Below are 18,571 nucleotides of genomic sequence, written 5' to 3'. Positions count from 1 at the left end.
CACTTTTTACTAACAAGTATCTATACTCTAAACCTATACCCCGCGCCCCACACAGTTTCTACATATTGGGGATTCGATAAATCACTTTCAATCTTCTCACGCACCCGGGCAATATGCACAGTGACAGTTGCTGAGTCTCCCATGGCATCCAGGCCCCAAACACGCTCAAATAGCTCTTCACGCCCAAATACTCTGTTGGGGTTTTCGGCCAGGTACAAAAGCAAGGCATATTCTTTCTGGGCCAGACTTACTTCTTTACCGAGAGCAAACACTCTGCGTGAATCCTTGTCTATTTTAAGTCCGCGTATTGTTAATATGTTTGACTTCCTGGCCCCTTCACTAAAGCGAAGCTTTAGCCTCTCGTAATTCTCTAAATGGGCTTTGACCCTTGCCACTAGTTCGCCTGGACTAAAAGGTTTGGTTATATAATCATCGGCACCTAAGCTTAATCCCTTAATCTTATCAATTTCTTCCTTTTTGGCGGAAACCAAGAGAACCGGTACATCCTTATCCTCTTTCAAACGGCGCAAAATTTCTAACCCATCTATACCAGGCAGCATAACATCGAGAATGAGCAGATCAACCTGATTTTCTTGAAACGCTCTTAACCCATCCAAGCCATCGGCATGGACAGTTACATCAAACCCGGCAACTTCAAGATAGTCCTTTTGTAACTCAGCAATACTGGAATCATCTTCTATGATTAATATTTTTTTGTTCATCGTCTTCCTTCCCTTATCACAACTTACTGAGCGAGATCATGATACTGGTTCCTTCTTTGCCATGGCTGACGGCCCATACTCTTCCATTATGCCCTTCAATGATCTGCTTGGCAATAGCCAGTCCTAAACCGCTTCCTTTGCTTCTGGCAGCATCTGACCGATAAAAACGATTAAAGATATGAGGTAAGTCCGCTTCTTTGATTCCGGAGCCATTGTCACGAAGCTCGACGATAATACTGGCGGCAGTTTCTCTAAGAGAGATTCGGATTTCACCCTGACCCTTGCTCATATACTTGCGGGAATTGTCCAGGATGTTCATCATGACACGCTTCATTCGTTCACGATCTATCAAAACATATTGGGTTTGATCCAACTCATTATTAAACACAATCTTAATTTGTTCCTGTTCTAACTCCGGTTCATTTTCTATTATATAATTCAGCAGATATTCTGCCGCATCTACTCTCTCAAAATCAAAGGGGATCTGGTTTAAATCCAGTTTAGCATATAGTAAAAGATCATCAATCATCTGATCGATTTGATGAGCTTTTAAGGAGATTGTTTTCAAATACCGTTCTCTTTTCTCCGGGTTACTGGCTACCCCATCCAAAATTCCTTCAACATATCCTTTAATAGAGGTTACGGGAGTCTTTAAATCATGAGAGATACTTGAAACGAGCAGCTTACGATTATCCTCATACTTCAATTGTGTGTGAACTGAGTCTTTTAGTTTAATGCGCATGAGCTCCAGGTCACGGCATAACTCTTGAATCTCCCGGTCCCCTTCCTCTACTATAGAGTAATCGAGATTTCCTTTGGCTATTTCGGCAGCAGCACTCTGCAAGCTATGTAAAGGCTTGATAATACTTCGGGAAAATTGATAGGAAACAAAGATATTCGTCAGCACAAATATCAGTATGTAGGTTATACAGGCCAGTATCAACAAACTCTTATAATTTGTCTCCCAGTGATCCTCAGGCAAAAGTAACAGTAAACTCTCTTTATACTTAAGATCCACCACGAAGACTGTATAAGCCACATTATCAATGGTTACGGGTTCTTTCTTTCCCGTCATATTCCCGGCTGCCAAACATTTGGCCACCTCGATTTTGGAAAACTTTCTGGAGGAAAACACCACCTTGTCATCCTTGATAAGCACCAGCTCTCCATCTAGTTCTTCGAGCTTATCTAAGAGATATTGTTGATAACTTTCGTCTTCCAAAACCTCAGGCGTTCGTTTCCAGCTGCCGGTTTCATTGATCAATTCAACCTTTTTAATCGACTGCTTTTGGTGATGCTCATAAGATATCTTACTGCCAAATAATTTACCGTATATAAAAAAGGCGGCCAATGCAACAAGAACAGCAATAATCATTGGAATTACTGCCGTCGAAGCATTGGCTAATATTAAGCGTGTTTTGAGCTTCATATCATCACCCTAAAATTCCTTCTTATCAAAGATATAAAACCCTGCTGAGAAGAACATGATTCCATATCCGAGCATAATCAAAAACTGGCGCATAATCTTTAGTATTGGAAAAGAATTCACCAGAAATAGATTATACCAGTCCAGATGAGTCGTCAAGAATAAGCCTGAATACTGAGAAAAAAGCACTCCAAGTACTGTTAGACCAAGGAATGATAAAATGGATACAAAAAAGACAGCTATACCGCTCTTAAATATATTGGCTAACAAAGCTATTGCTAAAGCTAAAACAGCCATGGGAAACAGGCTTACAAGGTAGGAAAATACGGTTCTGCCCAAAGAATCAAGGGTCGCCGAATTTGTATTAAAGATAAATCCTGCCAGCAGGGAAAAAACGAGGAGCAGAAGAAGAGCTCCAAAAATAAACAACACAATAGCCATGATTTTTGCTGTATAAACCTTAAAACGGCTGATTGGCCGAGTGAGAGTGATACGCATACTGTTTTGGTTAAATTCCCCTGAAAAACTGTCAATTGTGACTAAAGCTGTAAAAAGAGGCAGGATCGTATTAACGACCACAGATAGTACGAGCATTGGAAACTCGACACTCCCTGTGCCCCTAAGACCAAATCCGCTCCTCACTCCAACAATCACCAGTTGTCCAATGACAATCACCGCAAGTGACAGCAGAACAGCTACTAAGACCTTTTTCTTTTTATAAAGCTTCTCCAGCTCATTATGAAGTGCTGCCTGAAACACGGCCATTTCTCTCAACCTCACTTACAAAGTAATTCTCAAGTGTCGCATAGTTTTTCAGAATCGTATTGGTACTCTCAACATTAAGTATCTTTCCATTGTAGATCACACCGATACGATTACAGGTTAATTCGACATCGTGGATTAAGTGACTGGAAATAAAAAACGTAGTTTCTTCATTTTCCGCCAAATGCTTAATCATCTTACGGATGTCGATCATGCCCTCCACGTCCAGCCCATTAAGAGGCTCATCAAGAATAACGACTTGGGGGCGGGATAATACCGCTGCTGCCAAACCTAAGCGTTGTTTCATTCCCAAGGAAAACTTTTTCGGCTTTTCATTCTTAAACTTAAGCATTCCCGTAATTTCTAATACCTCATCAATTCTTGAATCATCAATTTCAGGGTAGTAGCGAGCCAATTGCTTCAGGTTATCAAAAGCACTTAAAAAATGATAAGACTCTGCAGTTTCGATCAGACAACCTACCTTGGCCATCGCTTTTTCGTACTGTTCTGTAACACTATAGCCCAAAATCTTAACATCGCCCCGGTCAGGCCAGACAAGTCCTGTCATAATTTTCATCGCCGTCGTTTTCCCGGCCCCATTCGGTCCCAGAAAGCCAAATATATCCCCTTTATAGATGTCTAAATTGATATCACTAATCCCCCGGCCATTTGCGTAGGATTTTGTTAAATTCTTGATTTCAATAACGTTCTCCATTTTTACCTCCGTCGTGAAAAGCTAAGGCGACTGCCGGGAAATATCCCGGCAGTCATCAGTAGTTCATCGTGACATTTTTTCTTAATCTAAAACCGGGCTAAAGCTTGAGTCATACATTCTACCACCTTGATTGGACATATTCATATTATGGACATTAAAGTTAATTTTTCCTTGAAATTCATCAAAGTAAATGTTTCCTTCTCCCTTATCGCCGGATTCAGTCGTGTATTTGAAGTCTGCATTACCTCTTTGGTTTTCTACAAATTCAGCACTAAATTTGAGAGCACTCGTTTGAGCTGCATATTCTTCGAATCCGGACTTATACTCCTCATGATACCGACCCGTCACAGTCTTATTATCCATTTGCGTGATCTCGATAATCCTCTCACCAATTTTTATATATTTACCCTCTTTTTCAATCAAGATGTTATTTTTGAATTTCCCAACGAACTTCTCCGGACTGGAGATTTCAGGGGCGGAATAGTCTTTGGCAATGTTCTTAACAACTTTCTTCCCTGTGAGATCAGGCTTTTTGACTGTAGTGGAATTAATATCTGATAGGGTAATTAAAGCATCTATTGAAATTTCATGGACCTCCCCTTGCTCATCCTTACCTGATAGCACTGCTACCCCCAGGATGCTCTCCATGACGCCATCTTTATTGAGTTTAGCCGACCCTTTGACCTCTTTAACAAAGACATCCTTGGTGAGCTTGGGAAGATTGCTTTGATTACGACCTCCATTAAACTCTTGTTTCAATTGAAAAGAAACGACTGCGTTAACAAGGGCCGGAATTTGCACTTCGGTTAGAGAGCCTTCGATCTCTTTAGTTCCATCAGCATTTTCCGTCACGACTACATGGTCTTTGAGACTTCCAACAATGGCATCAACGATTTTCTCCACGTCAGCGGCTTCTTCTTCCTTAAAAGGGTTGCTAATCGGATCTTTTTTTCGTTCTTTACTATATTCTGTTACATAGTAAGTAGGATCATTATCAGACAAACGAATCGAAGTCTTGGTGTCTGAGTAGATCTGATGTGAGTACGTTGATCCGTTCAGATTTACATTTGATGTTATACTTTCAGAAGCACCTGTCTTTCTGTCATACTTCTCAGTTAGGTCATTGCTCATCAAGGTTTTGCCGCTGTCCTTCATTGCCATAGAAAAGTCCATAGTAAAACTATCAAATGACTCACTGCTTTTTTCAGCGGTTAGTTTAATCGCATCCTTAAACTCCTCATACCCGCTTTTACTTGCGATATCAGCCAGAGCAGTTGTGGCAAACAACAAAGCCCCCACAGTAAAACTTGCAAGCACTGCTGTCTTCTTTGTGAATTTCATCTTGTCAACTCCTTAAATTAATTGGATAGATCTTAACTATATTCTAACTCACGTGTCTTGATTTTCCCTAAACAGACTATAAACAAATTATAAACTATTCTACCTGTCTCCCACATTTATTTCAACTGCCCTAAACTAGTTGCTTACCGCGGATAAATGAAGACTTCCAGATCAGCCTAATAACTACTACTACATTCTGATAGATTAAAAAGAGAGCCGACCACAAATCTGATCGGCTCTCTCTATGATCCATCATTTAAGCAACTTAAATCCAGGACTTACACGCAACCGGTTGGTTTTGGAAGTCCAGCAATTTTACAAGCACCTTTTCCAGGGCCAGCAGGGAATAATTCGTAAATTTTCTTTTGGTCATAACCAGTGTCTTTAACCATTTTACGAACCATTGGTGCAACACCAAACTGCTCGAAATAGTCACGTAGATAGTTGATCATTTTCCAATGATCTTCAGTAAGTTCTTCTACATCCTCAGTGGCAGCGAGGGCATGTGCTACGTCTTCAGTCCATACTGCATAATCCTCTAGAAAACCGTCTTCGTCCAGTTCAACAGTTAAATCGCCTACTACTAATTGAGCCATAATTAAAATTCCTCCTTAAGTGTGTTTATAAAATTGATACTGCTTGAGATCAGGATTCCGGATTTGATCATTGCTAATGCACTTTAAATAATTTGGACTAATGTTTTATTGTGCTGATTAAGCATGATCAGAATTGTTAATCCCTCACCTCCCAAACAAGCATCAAAAACCAAATCAATATTGAAGCTTAGCTTGCTTTCTCTTCTCTGACTGAGACCGCAACTTTATAGAGTATTGTTAATAACAAGAAGCCAATTGAGTATACACCCAAAGTTACTAATATTTCATTAAGAGTCGGTGAGTATTCAACGATTCTTTCGAAGGAATTGGGGACAAATCCAGCAACAATTAACACCATACCTTTATCGATCCAGTTAGCAATAATGATCGATAACAAAGCAATTGTCAAGGTCACCCCATTCTTTCGTGTAGGGAAGATGAGTAAGGCAATTCCCAATAACGCTAAGACAACGGCTGTCCACATAATGGGAACTAAGTTATTATAACCATTTAAGCCAAAGAGAGTGTATCTTAAAGCTGCACTATATTCAGGTATATTACTATAGAATGCAGTGAACACCTCTAAGAGATAGAAGAACACATTGGCAATCATAGCATATCTGATAATTTTTACAAGGGACTGAATTGCTCCCACACCGGGATCCGGATCAAATTTGGTGACCCTCCTGACGATAAAGCAGAGAAGGAGCAGGATTGCAGGACCAGCTGCAAAAGCCGAAGCCAAGAAGCGTGCCGCCATAATAGCAGATAACCAGAGATGTCTGCCTGGAAGACCGGCGTATAGAAAGGCTGTAACAGTATGAATACTAAAAGCCCAAGGGATTGATAAGTAAATAATTGGTTTTACCCATTTCGGATAAGGGAATCCCTTACGCTCAGCAGCGAGCGTCGTCCAACCAACGACCAGATTGATGAGAAGATACCCGCATAACACGATCATATCATAAAACATCACTGAACGGGGGCTTGGATGGAGAATAACATTCATAATCCGCATTGGCTGACCCAAGTCTACGACAATAAATAACATACACATAATCACCGCTGGAATAGCAATAAACTCTCCAAGGATGACCATTTTGCCAAATCTCTTGAAATCATGAAGATAATACGGCAAAACCAACATAACTGCAGACGCCGCGACACCAACAAGGAAGGTAAATTGGGCAATGTATAATCCCCACGATACATCCCTGCTCATACCTGTTACGCCTAAACCATAGTTAAACTGGTTCATATAGGCATAAAACCCTACGGCTATACCAACAAGTAACAGCGAAACCCATATCCAGTACCTTTTGCTGCCCGATAATGCTTTCTCAATCATGTTCGCCACCTCCTACTAGGTAGTAAACACACGGTTGAGTTCCCAATTCCGGTTTACGCCGAATCGTAAGTTGTGTACTAATGATCTTGCGCACCTCTGAATTAGGATCATCTAAATCTCCAAATATTAATCCGCCATTTGATTGTTCTACACAAGCAGGCTGAAGTCCTTCTGCTAAGCGTTCGTAACAAAAATTACATTTTTCAACGACCCCTGGGGTTCTGGTTGGATACTCACTTGAAACATCATCAATATAGGGTCTGGGATCTTTGAAATTAAAGCTTCTGGCACTGAAGGGACAGGCCGCCATGCAGAATCTGCAGCCGATACAGCGGTGAAAGTCCATTGCCACAATCCCGTCCGGCCTTTGGAATGTCGCCTGAGTAGGGCATGCCTTTACACAAGGCGGATGATCACAATGATTACAGGTTACGATAAAGGGACTATGCATCACATGCTCATCCAAATATTCGTTAAATCCACCGGCAAAGGTATGATGATAATCATCTTTCCAGATCCATTTAATTTCATCTTTCGAATTGCCGAAATTGGGAACGTTATGGAGTTTGTGACAAGCATTGATAACCCGGTTAAAATCTGCTTCTGTCTTGAACTTACTCATATCAACAACCATAGCCCAACGTTTAGCCGGCAAATCTTTAGGTGCCTTAGCATAGCCGGCTGCTTCAGCAACATCCTTCTTCCGGAAACCGCTGATTACAAAGGAACTTCCTAATCCCAATGCAGTGATCATACCAGCTCTTCTCAAAAATTGTCGTCTATTGATACTCATTTCACCGCCTCCTTTGGCTCAAAATGGCAAGTCCAACATAGCGGCTTCACAGCTGAATAATCGTGGCAGGAGGCACAAAATTCAGGTGAATCATTAATGGCCGGATTACTTACTCCTGCGGTGTTCGCTGGGTTGCTTAAGACTACTGGGTTCGAAGCCGACTCATGACATTCCAGACATGTATTTTGAAGACTGATTTCGAATTCCTTACCTTGACTATTGATATAGACTGTCTGGCCGTTTCGAACCGCTTCCTCTCTCCATTGATTGAGAAGCTGCATGTGATTGGCTCTCATAAATTCCGGCGACTCGACACATTGCTTATCCGTAAGTTGTTGGATAGCAGGTGTGTCTAATGCTACATCTGGTCCGGCATTAACCTTTCCCATGTTATAAAGGAAGGGTATTGTGAAAAGAGCTGCAAAGATAATGAGTGAAGCAATTATTTTTCCGCCTTTATACATTACTCATTACCTCCTTTTCCCGGTAAATCTTCAAAACGGAGGTTCGTCGTTCTCTCTTTCTCGCCTTTCATCACTAAGGCATTAGCAACCAGCTCAGTCACACCAGTGACCCCTACCCCGGGATTCCAGTAGTCCATAAGAGCAGGCAGTGCTGCACGGTCAACTGCACAAACGTTTGCCAGCATATTAACTCCATGCTTCTCACGTACATACTTAACAGCATTGGCCCGCGGCAAGCCGCCTCTCATCCGCTGTTCCATATTTTCAGAAGCATTCAGTCCTGATCCGCTTCCACAGCAGAAGGTCTTTTCTCTGATCGTGTTCTCAGGCATCTCGTAGAAATTATTACAAACAGCTTTAATGACTTCACGCGGCTCATCCAGCATTCCCATTCCTCTGGATGGATTACAGGAATCATGGAAGGTTACCTTCAGATGGTCGTTGCGGGTTGGATCAAGATTCAGCTTTTTATGTTTAATCAAGTCAGCGGTAAACTCAGAAATATGAATCATCTTTGTCGATTTAGCATTTTCAAAGACTGTACCAGTTATCGGGGATACCGGTACTTCGAGGAAGTCGGCAGGACCATGCCAGGTATCCATGTATTGATTCAGGACCCTCCACATATGACCGCATTCTCCGCCAATGATATATTTAACTCCCAGTCGCTTTGCTTCAGCATAAATCTTGTAGTTTAGTCTCTTAGCCGTGTCGTTCGAAGTGAAGAAACCGAAATTCCCACCCTCGGAAGCATAAGTGCTCCAAGTGTAGTCCAGACCTAACTCATGGAAAAGCATGAGATACCCCATACATGTGTAAACCCCCGGCTCACCTAAAAGGTCTCCAGAAGGAGTGACAAATAGGATCTCTGCTCCTTTTCTATTGAAGGTCGGATTAACCCGTATTCCGGTTATATCCTCGATATCATCGCACATGGACTCAATGTTTCCTGTGATTGCATGAGGCTCCAACCCGAGGTGATTACCCTTCATGTAACAGGCTGCGGCAGGTCCGGAAATCCAATCGATATTCAATCCGACTAAATTAAGAAGTTCCCTGCCGATAATCGTAACTTCTGCCTGATCAATACCATAGGGACAGTAAACAGAACATCTTCGACATTCGGTACATTGGAAAAAGTAAGACCACCATTCCTTTAAGACGTTCATATCAAGTTCTCTGGCTCCGGCTAAACGCCCCAGGAACTTTCCTGATTTTGTGAAATATTTTTTGTATACGGACCGTATCAGCTCTGCTCTCAGGACAGGCATATTTTTAGGGTCACCAGTGGCGATATAGAAATGACATTTATCAGCACAGGCACCGCATCGAACGCATATATCCATAAAAAGTTTAAAGGAGCGATACTTACTAAGTCTCTCAGCGATTCCATCTAAGATTGTAGTTTCCCAACCATCTGGTATTTTCCAGTCTTCGTCAGCTGGCGACCACTGTCTTGGGTTAGGTAAGCCTAATGTGAGTAAATCTTTTTCTTTTGCTCCCCAGCAATAGGTACCCGGTTTGAATTCAACGGGTGTATCCATCCAATCCGTCGCCGGAGTCTTAAAATCTATCTTAGATAATTCTCCCGGCTTAGGAAGCTTAACTTTCGGTGCCATCCACGATCACTCCTTTTCTACCGGTATACCAGCTTTTTTCATTTTGACCCTGAACTCATCTTCATACTCTTCATAGGTATGAACTTCAACTTCAGGATTCCAAGGATTAATGTGCCGGACCATCCGGTTATTACTGATCATATTTCGAGTAGGACTCATGAAGATTCCACCCATATGCATTAGCTTACTTGTTGGGAAGTAGGCAAACAGCACACTGACCAAGAAGATATGGATGAAAAACATAGGGCCGATCCCTGTAGGGAGAACTGGTTGAAAAGTAGCTAATCCAATTGCCAGTTGCTTGACAGCGACAAGATCCACTTTGTAGAAATACCGCATCAAGACCCCCGATATTGCTACGCTCATAAGCATAAACAGGGGGAAGAAATCTGCAGGAAGCGAAATGTATCTAACCTGTGGAACAACAATTCTTCTGAAGAACAAATAGGTAATTGCAGCTAAAATGAAAACATCTGTCAAGTAGATTGCGGGCAATCCAATTTGTAAGATTCCGTCGACACTTTCGAAGGCCTGCACTAAAAACGGAACAGGCTCCAAGAAGAATCTAAGATGTCTTACAATGATGATGAGAAACGACCAGTGAAAGACCAAACTACCTAACCATAGCCATTTTGCCGAGCCGTAGGATAATTCAGGGCCCTTCTGCCCTTCTCTTAATTCGGTCTTAGTATTACGGAACAGCGAACGAAAAAAGAGCACTTCCATAGCCATTCTGACAATAACACCAAAAGCACTTGTGGGATTTTCAATCTTGTTTTGTTTAATCCAAGGGAGTGATTTTTGCTGTCCAATTGTTGTAGGAATACGGAACGGTACTGGAGAGCGCCCCCATTTGACGATTCGGAAAATGAATCCACCCACAAACATAGCGAAGGCTAAATACGGTATAATAATACCAAAGACATAATGCAGATTTGTGATAAACGCTCCCATGGCGGCGACTAGAATGATTAAAATGACTGCGAGGAAAGAAAACAAGACTTTCACTCTACGACCTCCTTCCTTTATTTTTGGTCTTACGGTTCGAATTCTTGATCAGGAATCTCGGACATCAAATTCGCTTTCTTTAAGAGTGTAAATGTCATCCGTTTAAGCTCATCTGTCCTCAGTTCGTAGATCTGTTCCCGGCATTTTACATATATATCAAAGGCAGTAAGGGCCAGATCGTCTATTTTAGATTCAAACTCTAATAATGCGCCATAGATCTGGTTCTGCCTTATTTCCTTTTCCAGTTCTTCCCGTACTATAGTTTTGAGTTGAAAAATAAACGCCATAGCCTTCGCCGGCGTGAAATCCTGAACCGCCCTGACTCTAATAATATCATTGAGAAATTGTACGCTTTCCGCAAAGTCTTCCCCTTTGGCAAGGACCTCCAAAATCCCGTCGATCCCTGTCGAGAACGTATAGCCTACAGGATTTGAAAACCGATCTTTTTGGTTCATTAAAAACCCTGAATTGTCATTGGGATATGATGCGATAATCATCTCTAACCATCGTTTCGAAATGGTGGATTTCTTTGCTGCTAAGATCTCAGTAAACTTTCTGTCCAATTTTGACCACTCCTTGTAGCTAAAATAGCGAATCCATTTGTTTATTCCTACCAGGAACGCTCAATCCCACCATTTTTAGAAGCCTTTGTGTAACACAATTCAGTCGATGTTGAATATGGCGCTATTCAACATCGACTTACCCTGAGAACGTTTTCACATAAATGGAGTCCCATCTCCCCATTAACAAGATTAACCTTTACCTATGTTTAGCACCCTCCTTTAACGCATCGAATAACTGAATGTTAAAATGAAGGACTAGGTATTGTAAGCATTTTAGAACACATTTGTTCTTATTATCACTATCAGTCTAAGGAATTTTAACAAGCTTGTAAAATTCTTATTTCTTATTGATCAATTAGATAATCGTATTGCGATCATAAAAAAGAAAGAGCTACAAAGTTTGTAACTCTTTCATGTCGGATTTATCCTAAGGCACGCTCTAAAATCTCATTAAGACGATTTACCATTCCCCTGGGATCAATAATGAGTCCTGCCGCGATTTGTGCGTTTTCGAAGATTTGCTCTGCCGCAACTTTGGCGAAAGCATCTTCGTTTTTACGAGCAGTATCCAAGCGTTTAATCATTGGGTGTGCTGAGTTTATTTCTAATACACTGGGACCTACGCTATTAAAGTCTTTATTTACAAGCTGCATCATCCGCTGCATACTGTTCGTGCCATATGGGCTAAGTACCACTGCAGGACTATCAACCAGTCGTTTGGATTCCCGTACTTCGGTGACCTTGCTTCCTAAGACCTCTTTAAGCCAGTTGGTAAGGGCCAGAACATCTTCTTCTGAAAGCGCATCTTCACTTCTGCTCTGCTGTTCGGTATCACCTAAATTCAAGTCTGCTTCATCCGCCGATATAAGCCTCTTACCCTCATATTCCCTGATTGCTCCAAAGATATAATCATCAATGGCTGCATAGGTATAAATCACTTCAAACCCTTTGTTCTTGAATATTTCCAGGTATGGACCGGATTCTATGACCTCGCGGGAAGGACCATTAACGTAATAGATAGCGGATTGATCCTCTTTCATTCTGCCTGCATAATCAGCTAAGGATATTAGTTCACCCGGCTGGGTGCTTGAAGATTCAAATCTTAATAGTTTAATAAGTTCTTTTTGATGAGTAAGGTCATTTGCTGCGCCTTCTTTAAGGTAGAAGTTGAATTTCTCCCAAAATTCCTTGAACTTCTCAGGCTCAGATGTTGATTGTCCGTCAAGAAACTTAATAAAACGGCTTGTGACTACTTTGTTGAGCTTACTGACCAGGGCACTGTCCTGCATCGTCTCCCGCGAAATATTCAGCGGAAGTTCTTCACTGTCTATGACCCCTCTCAGGAAGCGCAGCCACTCGGGCAAAACAAGAGGAGACTTTTCCTGGATGAGAACCTTTTTGCAGTACAGGCTTACCCCCGGCTCAGTGCGTCCGAACCCAAATTGCTCGAAGTTTTCTTTAGGAACAAATAATAGGGTGTTAATGTTTAAGGGAGCGTCTGAGGAAAAATGCAGACGAAAGAGCGGTTCATCGAAGGCATTGGCAATAAATTTATAAAACTCTGTGTAGTCATTATCCGAAATCTCACTTTTGTTCTTAGTCCACAGGGCATCTACCGTATTTACTTTCTGCCCATTAACAGTAATTGGATAGGGTACAAAACTGGAATATTGCTTTATGACCCGTTTAATGGTTTCTTCCTTAGCAAATTCGTGAGCATCCTCTTTTAAGTGAAGGACCATTTTTGTTCCCCTAACCCGGTCCTCTCCTTCTGTAATTGTATAACTCCCTACACCATCAGATTCCCAAACATAACCTTTTCCTTCTTGATGGTAAGAGCGCGTATGAATCGTCACTTTATCTGCCACCATGAAGGCTGAATAAAATCCAACCCCAAATTGCCCGATAAGGTTAAGATCCTTTTGATCCCCTTTACTGCTTAAGTGTTTGATGAATTCTTTGGACCCCGAATGGGCAATGGTCCCTATATTTTCGACTAACTCTTCTTTGGTCATCCCGACTCCGGTATCTGTTATAGTTAGAGTATGGGCGCTGTCATCCGTATCGATTTGAATTTCTAAAGCCGCATCTTTATCCTTAACTCCTGATTCAGTTAACAGTGTGTAACGTACCTTCTCCATGGCATCAGCTGCATTGGAAACAAGTTCTCTCAAGAAAATCTCGCGCTCAGTATAAAGAGAATGAATAACAATGTCCAATAATTGTCTGATTTCTGTTTGGAATTCTTTTGTTTCTACTGCCGTACTCATTGTAAACCTCCATCGTATTTAAATAAGTAGGGGGCACCGGCAAGCCGGAGCCTCTAACCATAGTTTAATCAAATTTGGTCAAAAGTGCAAAGCCTTTTATTAAGTTAACCTTCATGCTGATAAGTCATAAAGAATGTTTCAAGTATTTTCTGCAGAGCTGCTTCAAATTGCTGATCATTTTCCGTCATTCTTTTTTTAGGCCCTTTAGTTCTGCCCCCGCTTCTGCGGAATTTTGCTTTGGCTTCCCGCTCCTCCAATAAAAACTCAATTGTAGAGGGGTCAAACTCTCTCCCCATGGGATTTAAACACCTGACTCCTTTACCTAACAGCATGGCCGCCAAACCCCAATCCTGGGTCACTGCCACATCTCCTGCCAGAGCAATATTTACAATCCGAATATCCGCCTCTTGCGAAGAGTTACCCACAACTATATGATGGTCGGATACTATGTTGTGGTTAAAACTGGCCACGGTCCAAACAGGGATATCGCGGTCCCGAGCAACTTTAAAACAAATCTGCAATACCGACTTGGGGCAGGCATCGGCATCAACAATAATCTTCACGCTACACCTCACCTTTCCGTGGTGTCGGATAGGGGTAATCCTGAATCGTCCCTACTTGATTGGCGTTTCTTGCAAACCGCCTTCTACTTGGACCACTTTATTCTCTTTTAGCAGTTTGCCTACAGCTCTTTTAAAGGCTGCTTTGCTCATGTTAAGACGACTCTGGATTTCAAGGGGGCTGCTTTTATCATTTAAAGCCAGAAATCCATCATGGTCCTTAATTGCCTGAAGAATTTTTACCGTATCGCTTTCCATTTGAATATATGACAGTTCCCTTGGCGATAAATCAAGCTTGCCGTCTTCCCGTACCCTGATAACCCTGGCCTCCACCCGGTCTCCTTCTTTAAGCTCTGAAAAACACTCATTGAGCGGAATAAGCCCCATGTACTTATTATCCACAGCAACAAAGGCCCCTAGCTGAGGGTTCACTGAATAGACTGTTCCGACTACTTTGTCGTTCTTTTGATAAGGAGCATCTGACGTCAGATACTCATAGATCTCTGTGGTAGCACTTAGCCTCTGACTCTTATCTAAATAAACTTTGACTAAATAACTTTTTCCTGCTTCAATAGGATACTTCTGTTCCCTAAAGGGCAGAAACAACCCTCTTTCTAAGCCCCAATCCAGAAAAGCACCAATTTTTGTCTTAGAGCTAACTTTCAAATAGGCTAAATCTCCTAATTTGGCTAATGGTTTTCTAGTCGTGGCGATTAAACGTTCTTCAGAATCACGATATATAAAAACCTCTAATTCATCCCCTACTTTAGCGCCCTCCGGTATCTGCTTAATAGGCAGAAGAATATTATCGTGCCGGCTGCCTGTGCCCGCGTCCAGATAAGCACCAAAGGATGTGAAATTTGCAATTCTCAGATGATGATAGTTTCCAATGTCAATCATTTCTTAGTTCCTTTCCTGACCCAATTCAATTTTACGCTAAAAAGGCGCACTATGTATTCCCATTCATTATAACGAAATGGCATCCAAGGTGCAAAAAAACTAACAAAAATTTCCTCGAAACTTAGCATATACACCTATAATCTCAAATTACCTCCCCTGAAACAAACCCTAAAGACATGCAGAAGAGAGGATGAAAACGAGAGTGCTCCGGGGGCAGGCAGCTTCGTCCACATCCGCTCACCGCAGCATTCCGAGGCTTGCCCACTCGCCGGCGCGGGACTCCGCCAAACCTCAGGGTAATACGTGATGTGAACCCGTGGCTCCGTATCCCCGCACCATCTTGTGGGCTTTTACCGCCTCTCCATGCAATGGGTTCGCTTCTGTGGACGAAGCTGCCCTGCTTGCGGGGTCTGGGGATTCTTCTATATGTCGTTAGGGTCTTTTTTCAGGGTAAACGCCTATGCTGCTGCCGCAGCATCATCAGAAGATGAAAAAGATTCCACGAAGCCTTACCAGCCTCCCCCCAAAGTTCTGCTTACATTCCCAACAAACTGGCTGAAGGAGCGCTTGTCTGCTAAGCGGATGCGTCAGTGGAGCCGCGCTAAGGCGAGCGCAGACGGTTCGCGTCCCCGTAGCGCGCCGCAGGTTCACATGCAGAAATACCCAGAGGTTCGGACGCGCTCGCGAATCGTCCAGCGAGCCAGCGGCGGAACTCGCAGACGCGTGCAGATAAGCGCTCCGCCCCAGAGCCAGGCAGTAGAACCGACCTCCTGTCTAACCCAGGAGGCTTTTTTCAGGGTAGCGGCATGAAAGGCTACTATAAAAATATACCACTAAGCATATAGAAGCCTTAAGGAACCAGCATTTTGCCAGTCCCTTAAGACTTCTACTATACAATGAATTCCGGATCTAAAATCTATTGGTGCAATCTATTTTCTTAACCAGCGACTCAGCGCAAATTTATTGGTCTCCCTATTCAAGTCCGCCAGACTGGTTGTCAGCGGTATTTCCTTCGGACAAGCACGAACACAGTTTTGGGCATTCCCGCAGTCGGCGATCCCCCCCTCTTCGAGTAAGGGAGCCAATCGTTCATGTTTATTCATTTCTCCTGTCGGATGAGCATTAAACAGACGAACTTGAGAAATAGCTGAGGGGCCTATAAATTTGGAACGGGAATTGACTTGCGGACAAGCTTCCATACAACATCCGCAGGTCATACATTTTGAAAGCTCATAAGCCCACTGCCGCTTTACTTCCGGCATCCGTGGTCCCGAACCCAAATTGTAAGTCCCGTCAATAGGTATCCAGGCATGAACTGTTTTCAGATGATCGAACATGATTTGCCGGTCAACCATCAGATCCCGTACTATGGGAAATTTGCTTAAAGGTTCAAGTTCAATAGGCTGTTCCAGGTGGTCTACCAACGCTGAGCATGCTTGCTTGCCCTGTCCGTTGATATTCATGGTGCAAGCTCCGCAGACCTCTTCGAGGCAGTTGCATTCCCACACCACAGGAGTTGTTTTCTTCCCGCTGACAGTTACCGGGTTTTTCTGAATCTCCATCAGACAAGAGATTACATTAAGTTTTTCACGATAGGGTATTTCAAACTCTTCCCAACGGAAGGGTTTATTGGGACCGTCCTGGCGACGGATTTTTAACCGTATTGTTTTTTGTTCAGCCATCATTAACCCCTCCTATTTATCAATGTCGTACCGGCGGGCACGCAGCGGAATCAACGACACATCAACCGGCTCATAACTAAGCTCCGGACCGGTGGATGTCCAAGCAGCGATCGTTGTTTTTAACCAGTTCTCATCATCTCTTTCCGGATATTCCGGCTTATAGTGCGCTCCTCTGCTCTCATTGCGGTTCAAAGCTCCCAAAGTAATAACTCTGGCCAACTCCAGCATATTCCAAAGTTGGCGGATAAACGTTCCCTCTTGGGTTCCCCACTCAACATTGTCACTTCTTCCGATATTATACCAGCGTTTCATGAGCTCTTTAAGCACGACGTCAGTTTCCGCCAATTTACTATTGTAGCGTACGACAGTAACATTCTGAGTCATAATATCTCCAAGTTCTTTGTGCAAAAGATAAGGGTTTTCCGTTCCTTTCATAGCCAGTATGTTTGCCCATTGTTCCTGTTGGCGTTTTAATTCGTTCGTAAATGCCGGTTCATTGCCGCTGGGGGTCTGTTTCTTGTTTTTATTGATAAAATCCATAGCCTTCGGCCCTGCTACCATACCTCCGTAAATAGCGGAAAGCAACGAGTTGGCACCCAGACGGTTTGCCCCATGATACTGGTATTCACATTCTCCCGCTGCAAAAAGCCCCGGGATATTCGTCATCTGGTCATAATCCACCCAAAGCCCGCCCATAGAATAATGAACCGCCGGGAAAATTCTCATAGGCACTTTCTTCGGATCATCCCCTACAAACTTTTCATAAATTTCCAGGATGCCGCCCAGCTTGACTTGCAGTACGTGCGGGTCAATGTGCGACAAATCCAGGTAAACCATGTTTTCTCCATTAATGCCAAGGCCTTTGTCAAATACCACCTCATAAATCGCCCGTGTCGCAATATCACGGGGAACCAAGTTGCCGTAAGCGGGAAACATCTCCTCAAGGAAATACCATGGTTGACCATCTTTATAAGTCCAGACACGTCCGCCTTCTCCACGGGCCGACTCGGACATCAGCCTCAGCTTATCATCACCTGGAATAGCCGTAGGATGAATCTGAATAAACTCACCATTGGCGTACTTTACTCCTTGTTGATATAACGCCGATACCGCACTCCCGGTGCAGATGGTAGAATTTGTGCTTTTTCCAAAGACTGCTCCCGGACCCCCTGTAGCAACAATCACAGCGTCCGCTGCAAATGATTTAATGCTCATATCACGAAGATTTTGCGCAACGATCCCTTGGCAAACCCCCTCGTCAAGAACAACCGACAATAGCTCCCACTGTTCATATTTTTGGACCAAGCCCTCAACCTCATACCGCCGAACTTGCTCATCGAGCGCGTAAAGAAGCTGTTGTCCTGTTGTCGCCCCTGCAAAGGCTGTCCGGCAGAACTTTGTTCCTCCAAAGCGTCGGAAATCAAGCAGTCCCTCCGAAGTCCGGTTAAACATTACTCCCATTCTGTCCATCAAATGGATAATCCCCGGCGCCTCATCACACATAGCTTTTACAGGAGGCTGATTGGCCAGAAAGTCCCCCCCATAAATAGAATCATCAAAATGATTCCAAGTAGAATCCCCTTCTCCTTTAGTATTAACCGCTCCGTTAATCCCGCCCTGAGCACATACAGAGTGTGACCGTTTGACGGGTACTAAAGAGAATAAGTCGACGCGCGTTCCGGCTTCGGCCATCTTGATTGTCGCCATCAGCCCTGCTAAGCCGCCTCCCACTACGATGACTTTACTCATTCCTTGACCTCCCACTCTTTCTTGTAAATTACTTCTTATTTCATGTACAGATA

At 43.1% G+C, this 18,571-nt stretch carries 18 protein-coding genes; 1 reads left to right on the top strand and 17 read right to left on the bottom strand.

Annotated elements, in window-relative coordinates; all coding sequences use genetic code 11:
- Positions 1-20 precede the first annotated feature (20 nt).
- The 15 genes from DESYODRAFT_RS08185 to DESYODRAFT_RS08115 form a co-directional block, all read right to left on the bottom strand.
- Positions 21-722 carry a response regulator transcription factor gene (locus tag DESYODRAFT_RS08185; RefSeq protein WP_007781683.1) on the bottom strand — a complete coding sequence of 234 codons (702 nt, stop codon included), beginning with the start codon at positions 720-722 and terminating at the stop codon, positions 21-23.
- Between the two features lie 16 nt (positions 723-738).
- The gene (locus tag DESYODRAFT_RS08180; RefSeq protein ID WP_007781681.1) at positions 739-2,151 is read right to left on the bottom strand and encodes a sensor histidine kinase; all 1,413 of its coding nucleotides are present in this window, start codon (positions 2,149-2,151) and stop codon (positions 739-741) included.
- A gap of 9 nt (positions 2,152-2,160) precedes the next feature.
- On the bottom strand, positions 2,161-2,913 hold the full coding sequence (locus tag DESYODRAFT_RS08175) for an ABC transporter permease (RefSeq protein WP_007781678.1): 753 nt from the start codon (positions 2,911-2,913) through the stop codon (positions 2,161-2,163).
- Positions 2,885-3,625 carry an ABC transporter ATP-binding protein gene (locus DESYODRAFT_RS08170; RefSeq protein WP_007781675.1) on the bottom strand — a complete coding sequence of 247 codons (741 nt, stop codon included), beginning with the start codon at positions 3,623-3,625 and terminating at the stop codon, positions 2,885-2,887. The genes DESYODRAFT_RS08175 and DESYODRAFT_RS08170 overlap by 29 nt, the downstream gene beginning before the upstream one ends.
- Positions 3,626-3,706: 81 nt before the next feature.
- A complete protein-coding gene (locus DESYODRAFT_RS08165; RefSeq protein WP_007781672.1) occupies positions 3,707-4,966 on the bottom strand; it encodes a hypothetical protein in 1,260 nt (419 codons plus the stop codon).
- Between the two features lie 278 nt (positions 4,967-5,244).
- Positions 5,245-5,562, bottom strand: a complete 318-nt coding sequence (locus DESYODRAFT_RS08160; protein WP_007781668.1) for a TusE/DsrC/DsvC family sulfur relay protein — start codon at positions 5,560-5,562, stop codon at positions 5,245-5,247.
- A gap of 187 nt (positions 5,563-5,749) precedes the next feature.
- Positions 5,750-6,910, bottom strand: coding sequence for a sulfate reduction electron transfer complex DsrMKJOP subunit DsrP (dsrP, locus tag DESYODRAFT_RS08155; protein WP_007781665.1), 1,161 nt, complete (start codon positions 6,908-6,910; stop codon positions 5,750-5,752).
- Entirely contained in the window at positions 6,903-7,703 is an 801-nt protein-coding gene (dsrO, locus tag DESYODRAFT_RS08150; protein WP_007781663.1) for a sulfate reduction electron transfer complex DsrMKJOP subunit DsrO, read from the bottom strand. Before dsrO ends, dsrP begins: the two co-directional genes overlap by 8 nt.
- Entirely contained in the window at positions 7,700-8,167 is a 468-nt protein-coding gene (gene dsrJ, locus DESYODRAFT_RS08145; protein ID WP_007781657.1) for a sulfate reduction electron transfer complex DsrMKJOP subunit DsrJ, read from the bottom strand. Before dsrJ ends, dsrO begins: the two co-directional genes overlap by 4 nt.
- Positions 8,167-9,786: a sulfate reduction electron transfer complex DsrMKJOP subunit DsrK gene (gene dsrK, locus DESYODRAFT_RS08140; protein WP_007781654.1), complete on the bottom strand. Its 1,620-nt coding sequence runs from the start codon at positions 9,784-9,786 to the stop codon at positions 8,167-8,169. Before dsrK ends, dsrJ begins: the two co-directional genes overlap by 1 nt.
- Positions 9,787-9,792: 6 nt before the next feature.
- Positions 9,793-10,794: a sulfate reduction electron transfer complex DsrMKJOP subunit DsrM gene (gene dsrM, locus DESYODRAFT_RS08135; protein WP_007781651.1), complete on the bottom strand. Its 1,002-nt coding sequence runs from the start codon at positions 10,792-10,794 to the stop codon at positions 9,793-9,795.
- A gap of 29 nt (positions 10,795-10,823) precedes the next feature.
- Entirely contained in the window at positions 10,824-11,357 is a 534-nt protein-coding gene (locus DESYODRAFT_RS08130) for an RsbRD N-terminal domain-containing protein (RefSeq protein WP_007781648.1), read from the bottom strand.
- A gap of 422 nt (positions 11,358-11,779) precedes the next feature.
- Positions 11,780-13,627, bottom strand: coding sequence for a molecular chaperone HtpG (gene htpG, locus DESYODRAFT_RS08125; protein WP_007781645.1), 1,848 nt, complete (start codon positions 13,625-13,627; stop codon positions 11,780-11,782).
- 104 nt (positions 13,628-13,731) lie between these two features.
- On the bottom strand, positions 13,732-14,190 hold the full coding sequence (locus tag DESYODRAFT_RS08120) for a YaiI/YqxD family protein (protein WP_007781641.1): 459 nt from the start codon (positions 14,188-14,190) through the stop codon (positions 13,732-13,734).
- Positions 14,191-14,241: 51 nt separating this feature from the next.
- Positions 14,242-15,087: a CvfB family protein gene (locus tag DESYODRAFT_RS08115; RefSeq protein ID WP_007781639.1), complete on the bottom strand. Its 846-nt coding sequence runs from the start codon at positions 15,085-15,087 to the stop codon at positions 14,242-14,244.
- Between the two features lie 426 nt (positions 15,088-15,513).
- Between DESYODRAFT_RS08115 and DESYODRAFT_RS08110 the strand changes: the two genes are divergently transcribed.
- Positions 15,514-15,897: a hypothetical protein gene (locus tag DESYODRAFT_RS08110; RefSeq protein ID WP_042338343.1), complete on the top strand. Its 384-nt coding sequence runs from the start codon at positions 15,514-15,516 to the stop codon at positions 15,895-15,897.
- Positions 15,898-16,016: 119 nt separating this feature from the next.
- On the opposite strand, the gene sdhB is transcribed toward DESYODRAFT_RS08110, so the two are convergent.
- A complete protein-coding gene (gene sdhB / locus DESYODRAFT_RS08105) occupies positions 16,017-16,769 on the bottom strand; it encodes a succinate dehydrogenase iron-sulfur subunit (RefSeq protein WP_007781637.1) in 753 nt (250 codons plus the stop codon).
- Positions 16,770-16,781: 12 nt separating this feature from the next.
- Positions 16,782-18,518, bottom strand: a complete 1,737-nt coding sequence (gene sdhA, locus DESYODRAFT_RS08100) for a succinate dehydrogenase flavoprotein subunit (RefSeq protein ID WP_007781635.1) — start codon at positions 18,516-18,518, stop codon at positions 16,782-16,784.
- Between the last annotated feature and the right edge of the window lie 53 nt (positions 18,519-18,571).

Source organism: Desulfosporosinus youngiae DSM 17734 (assembly GCF_000244895.1).
Lineage (GTDB): Bacteria > Bacillota > Desulfitobacteriia > Desulfitobacteriales > Desulfitobacteriaceae > Desulfosporosinus > Desulfosporosinus youngiae.
The sequence above is the reverse complement of the archived record's forward strand: the minus strand, read 5'-3'. Positions and strand labels throughout refer to the sequence as shown.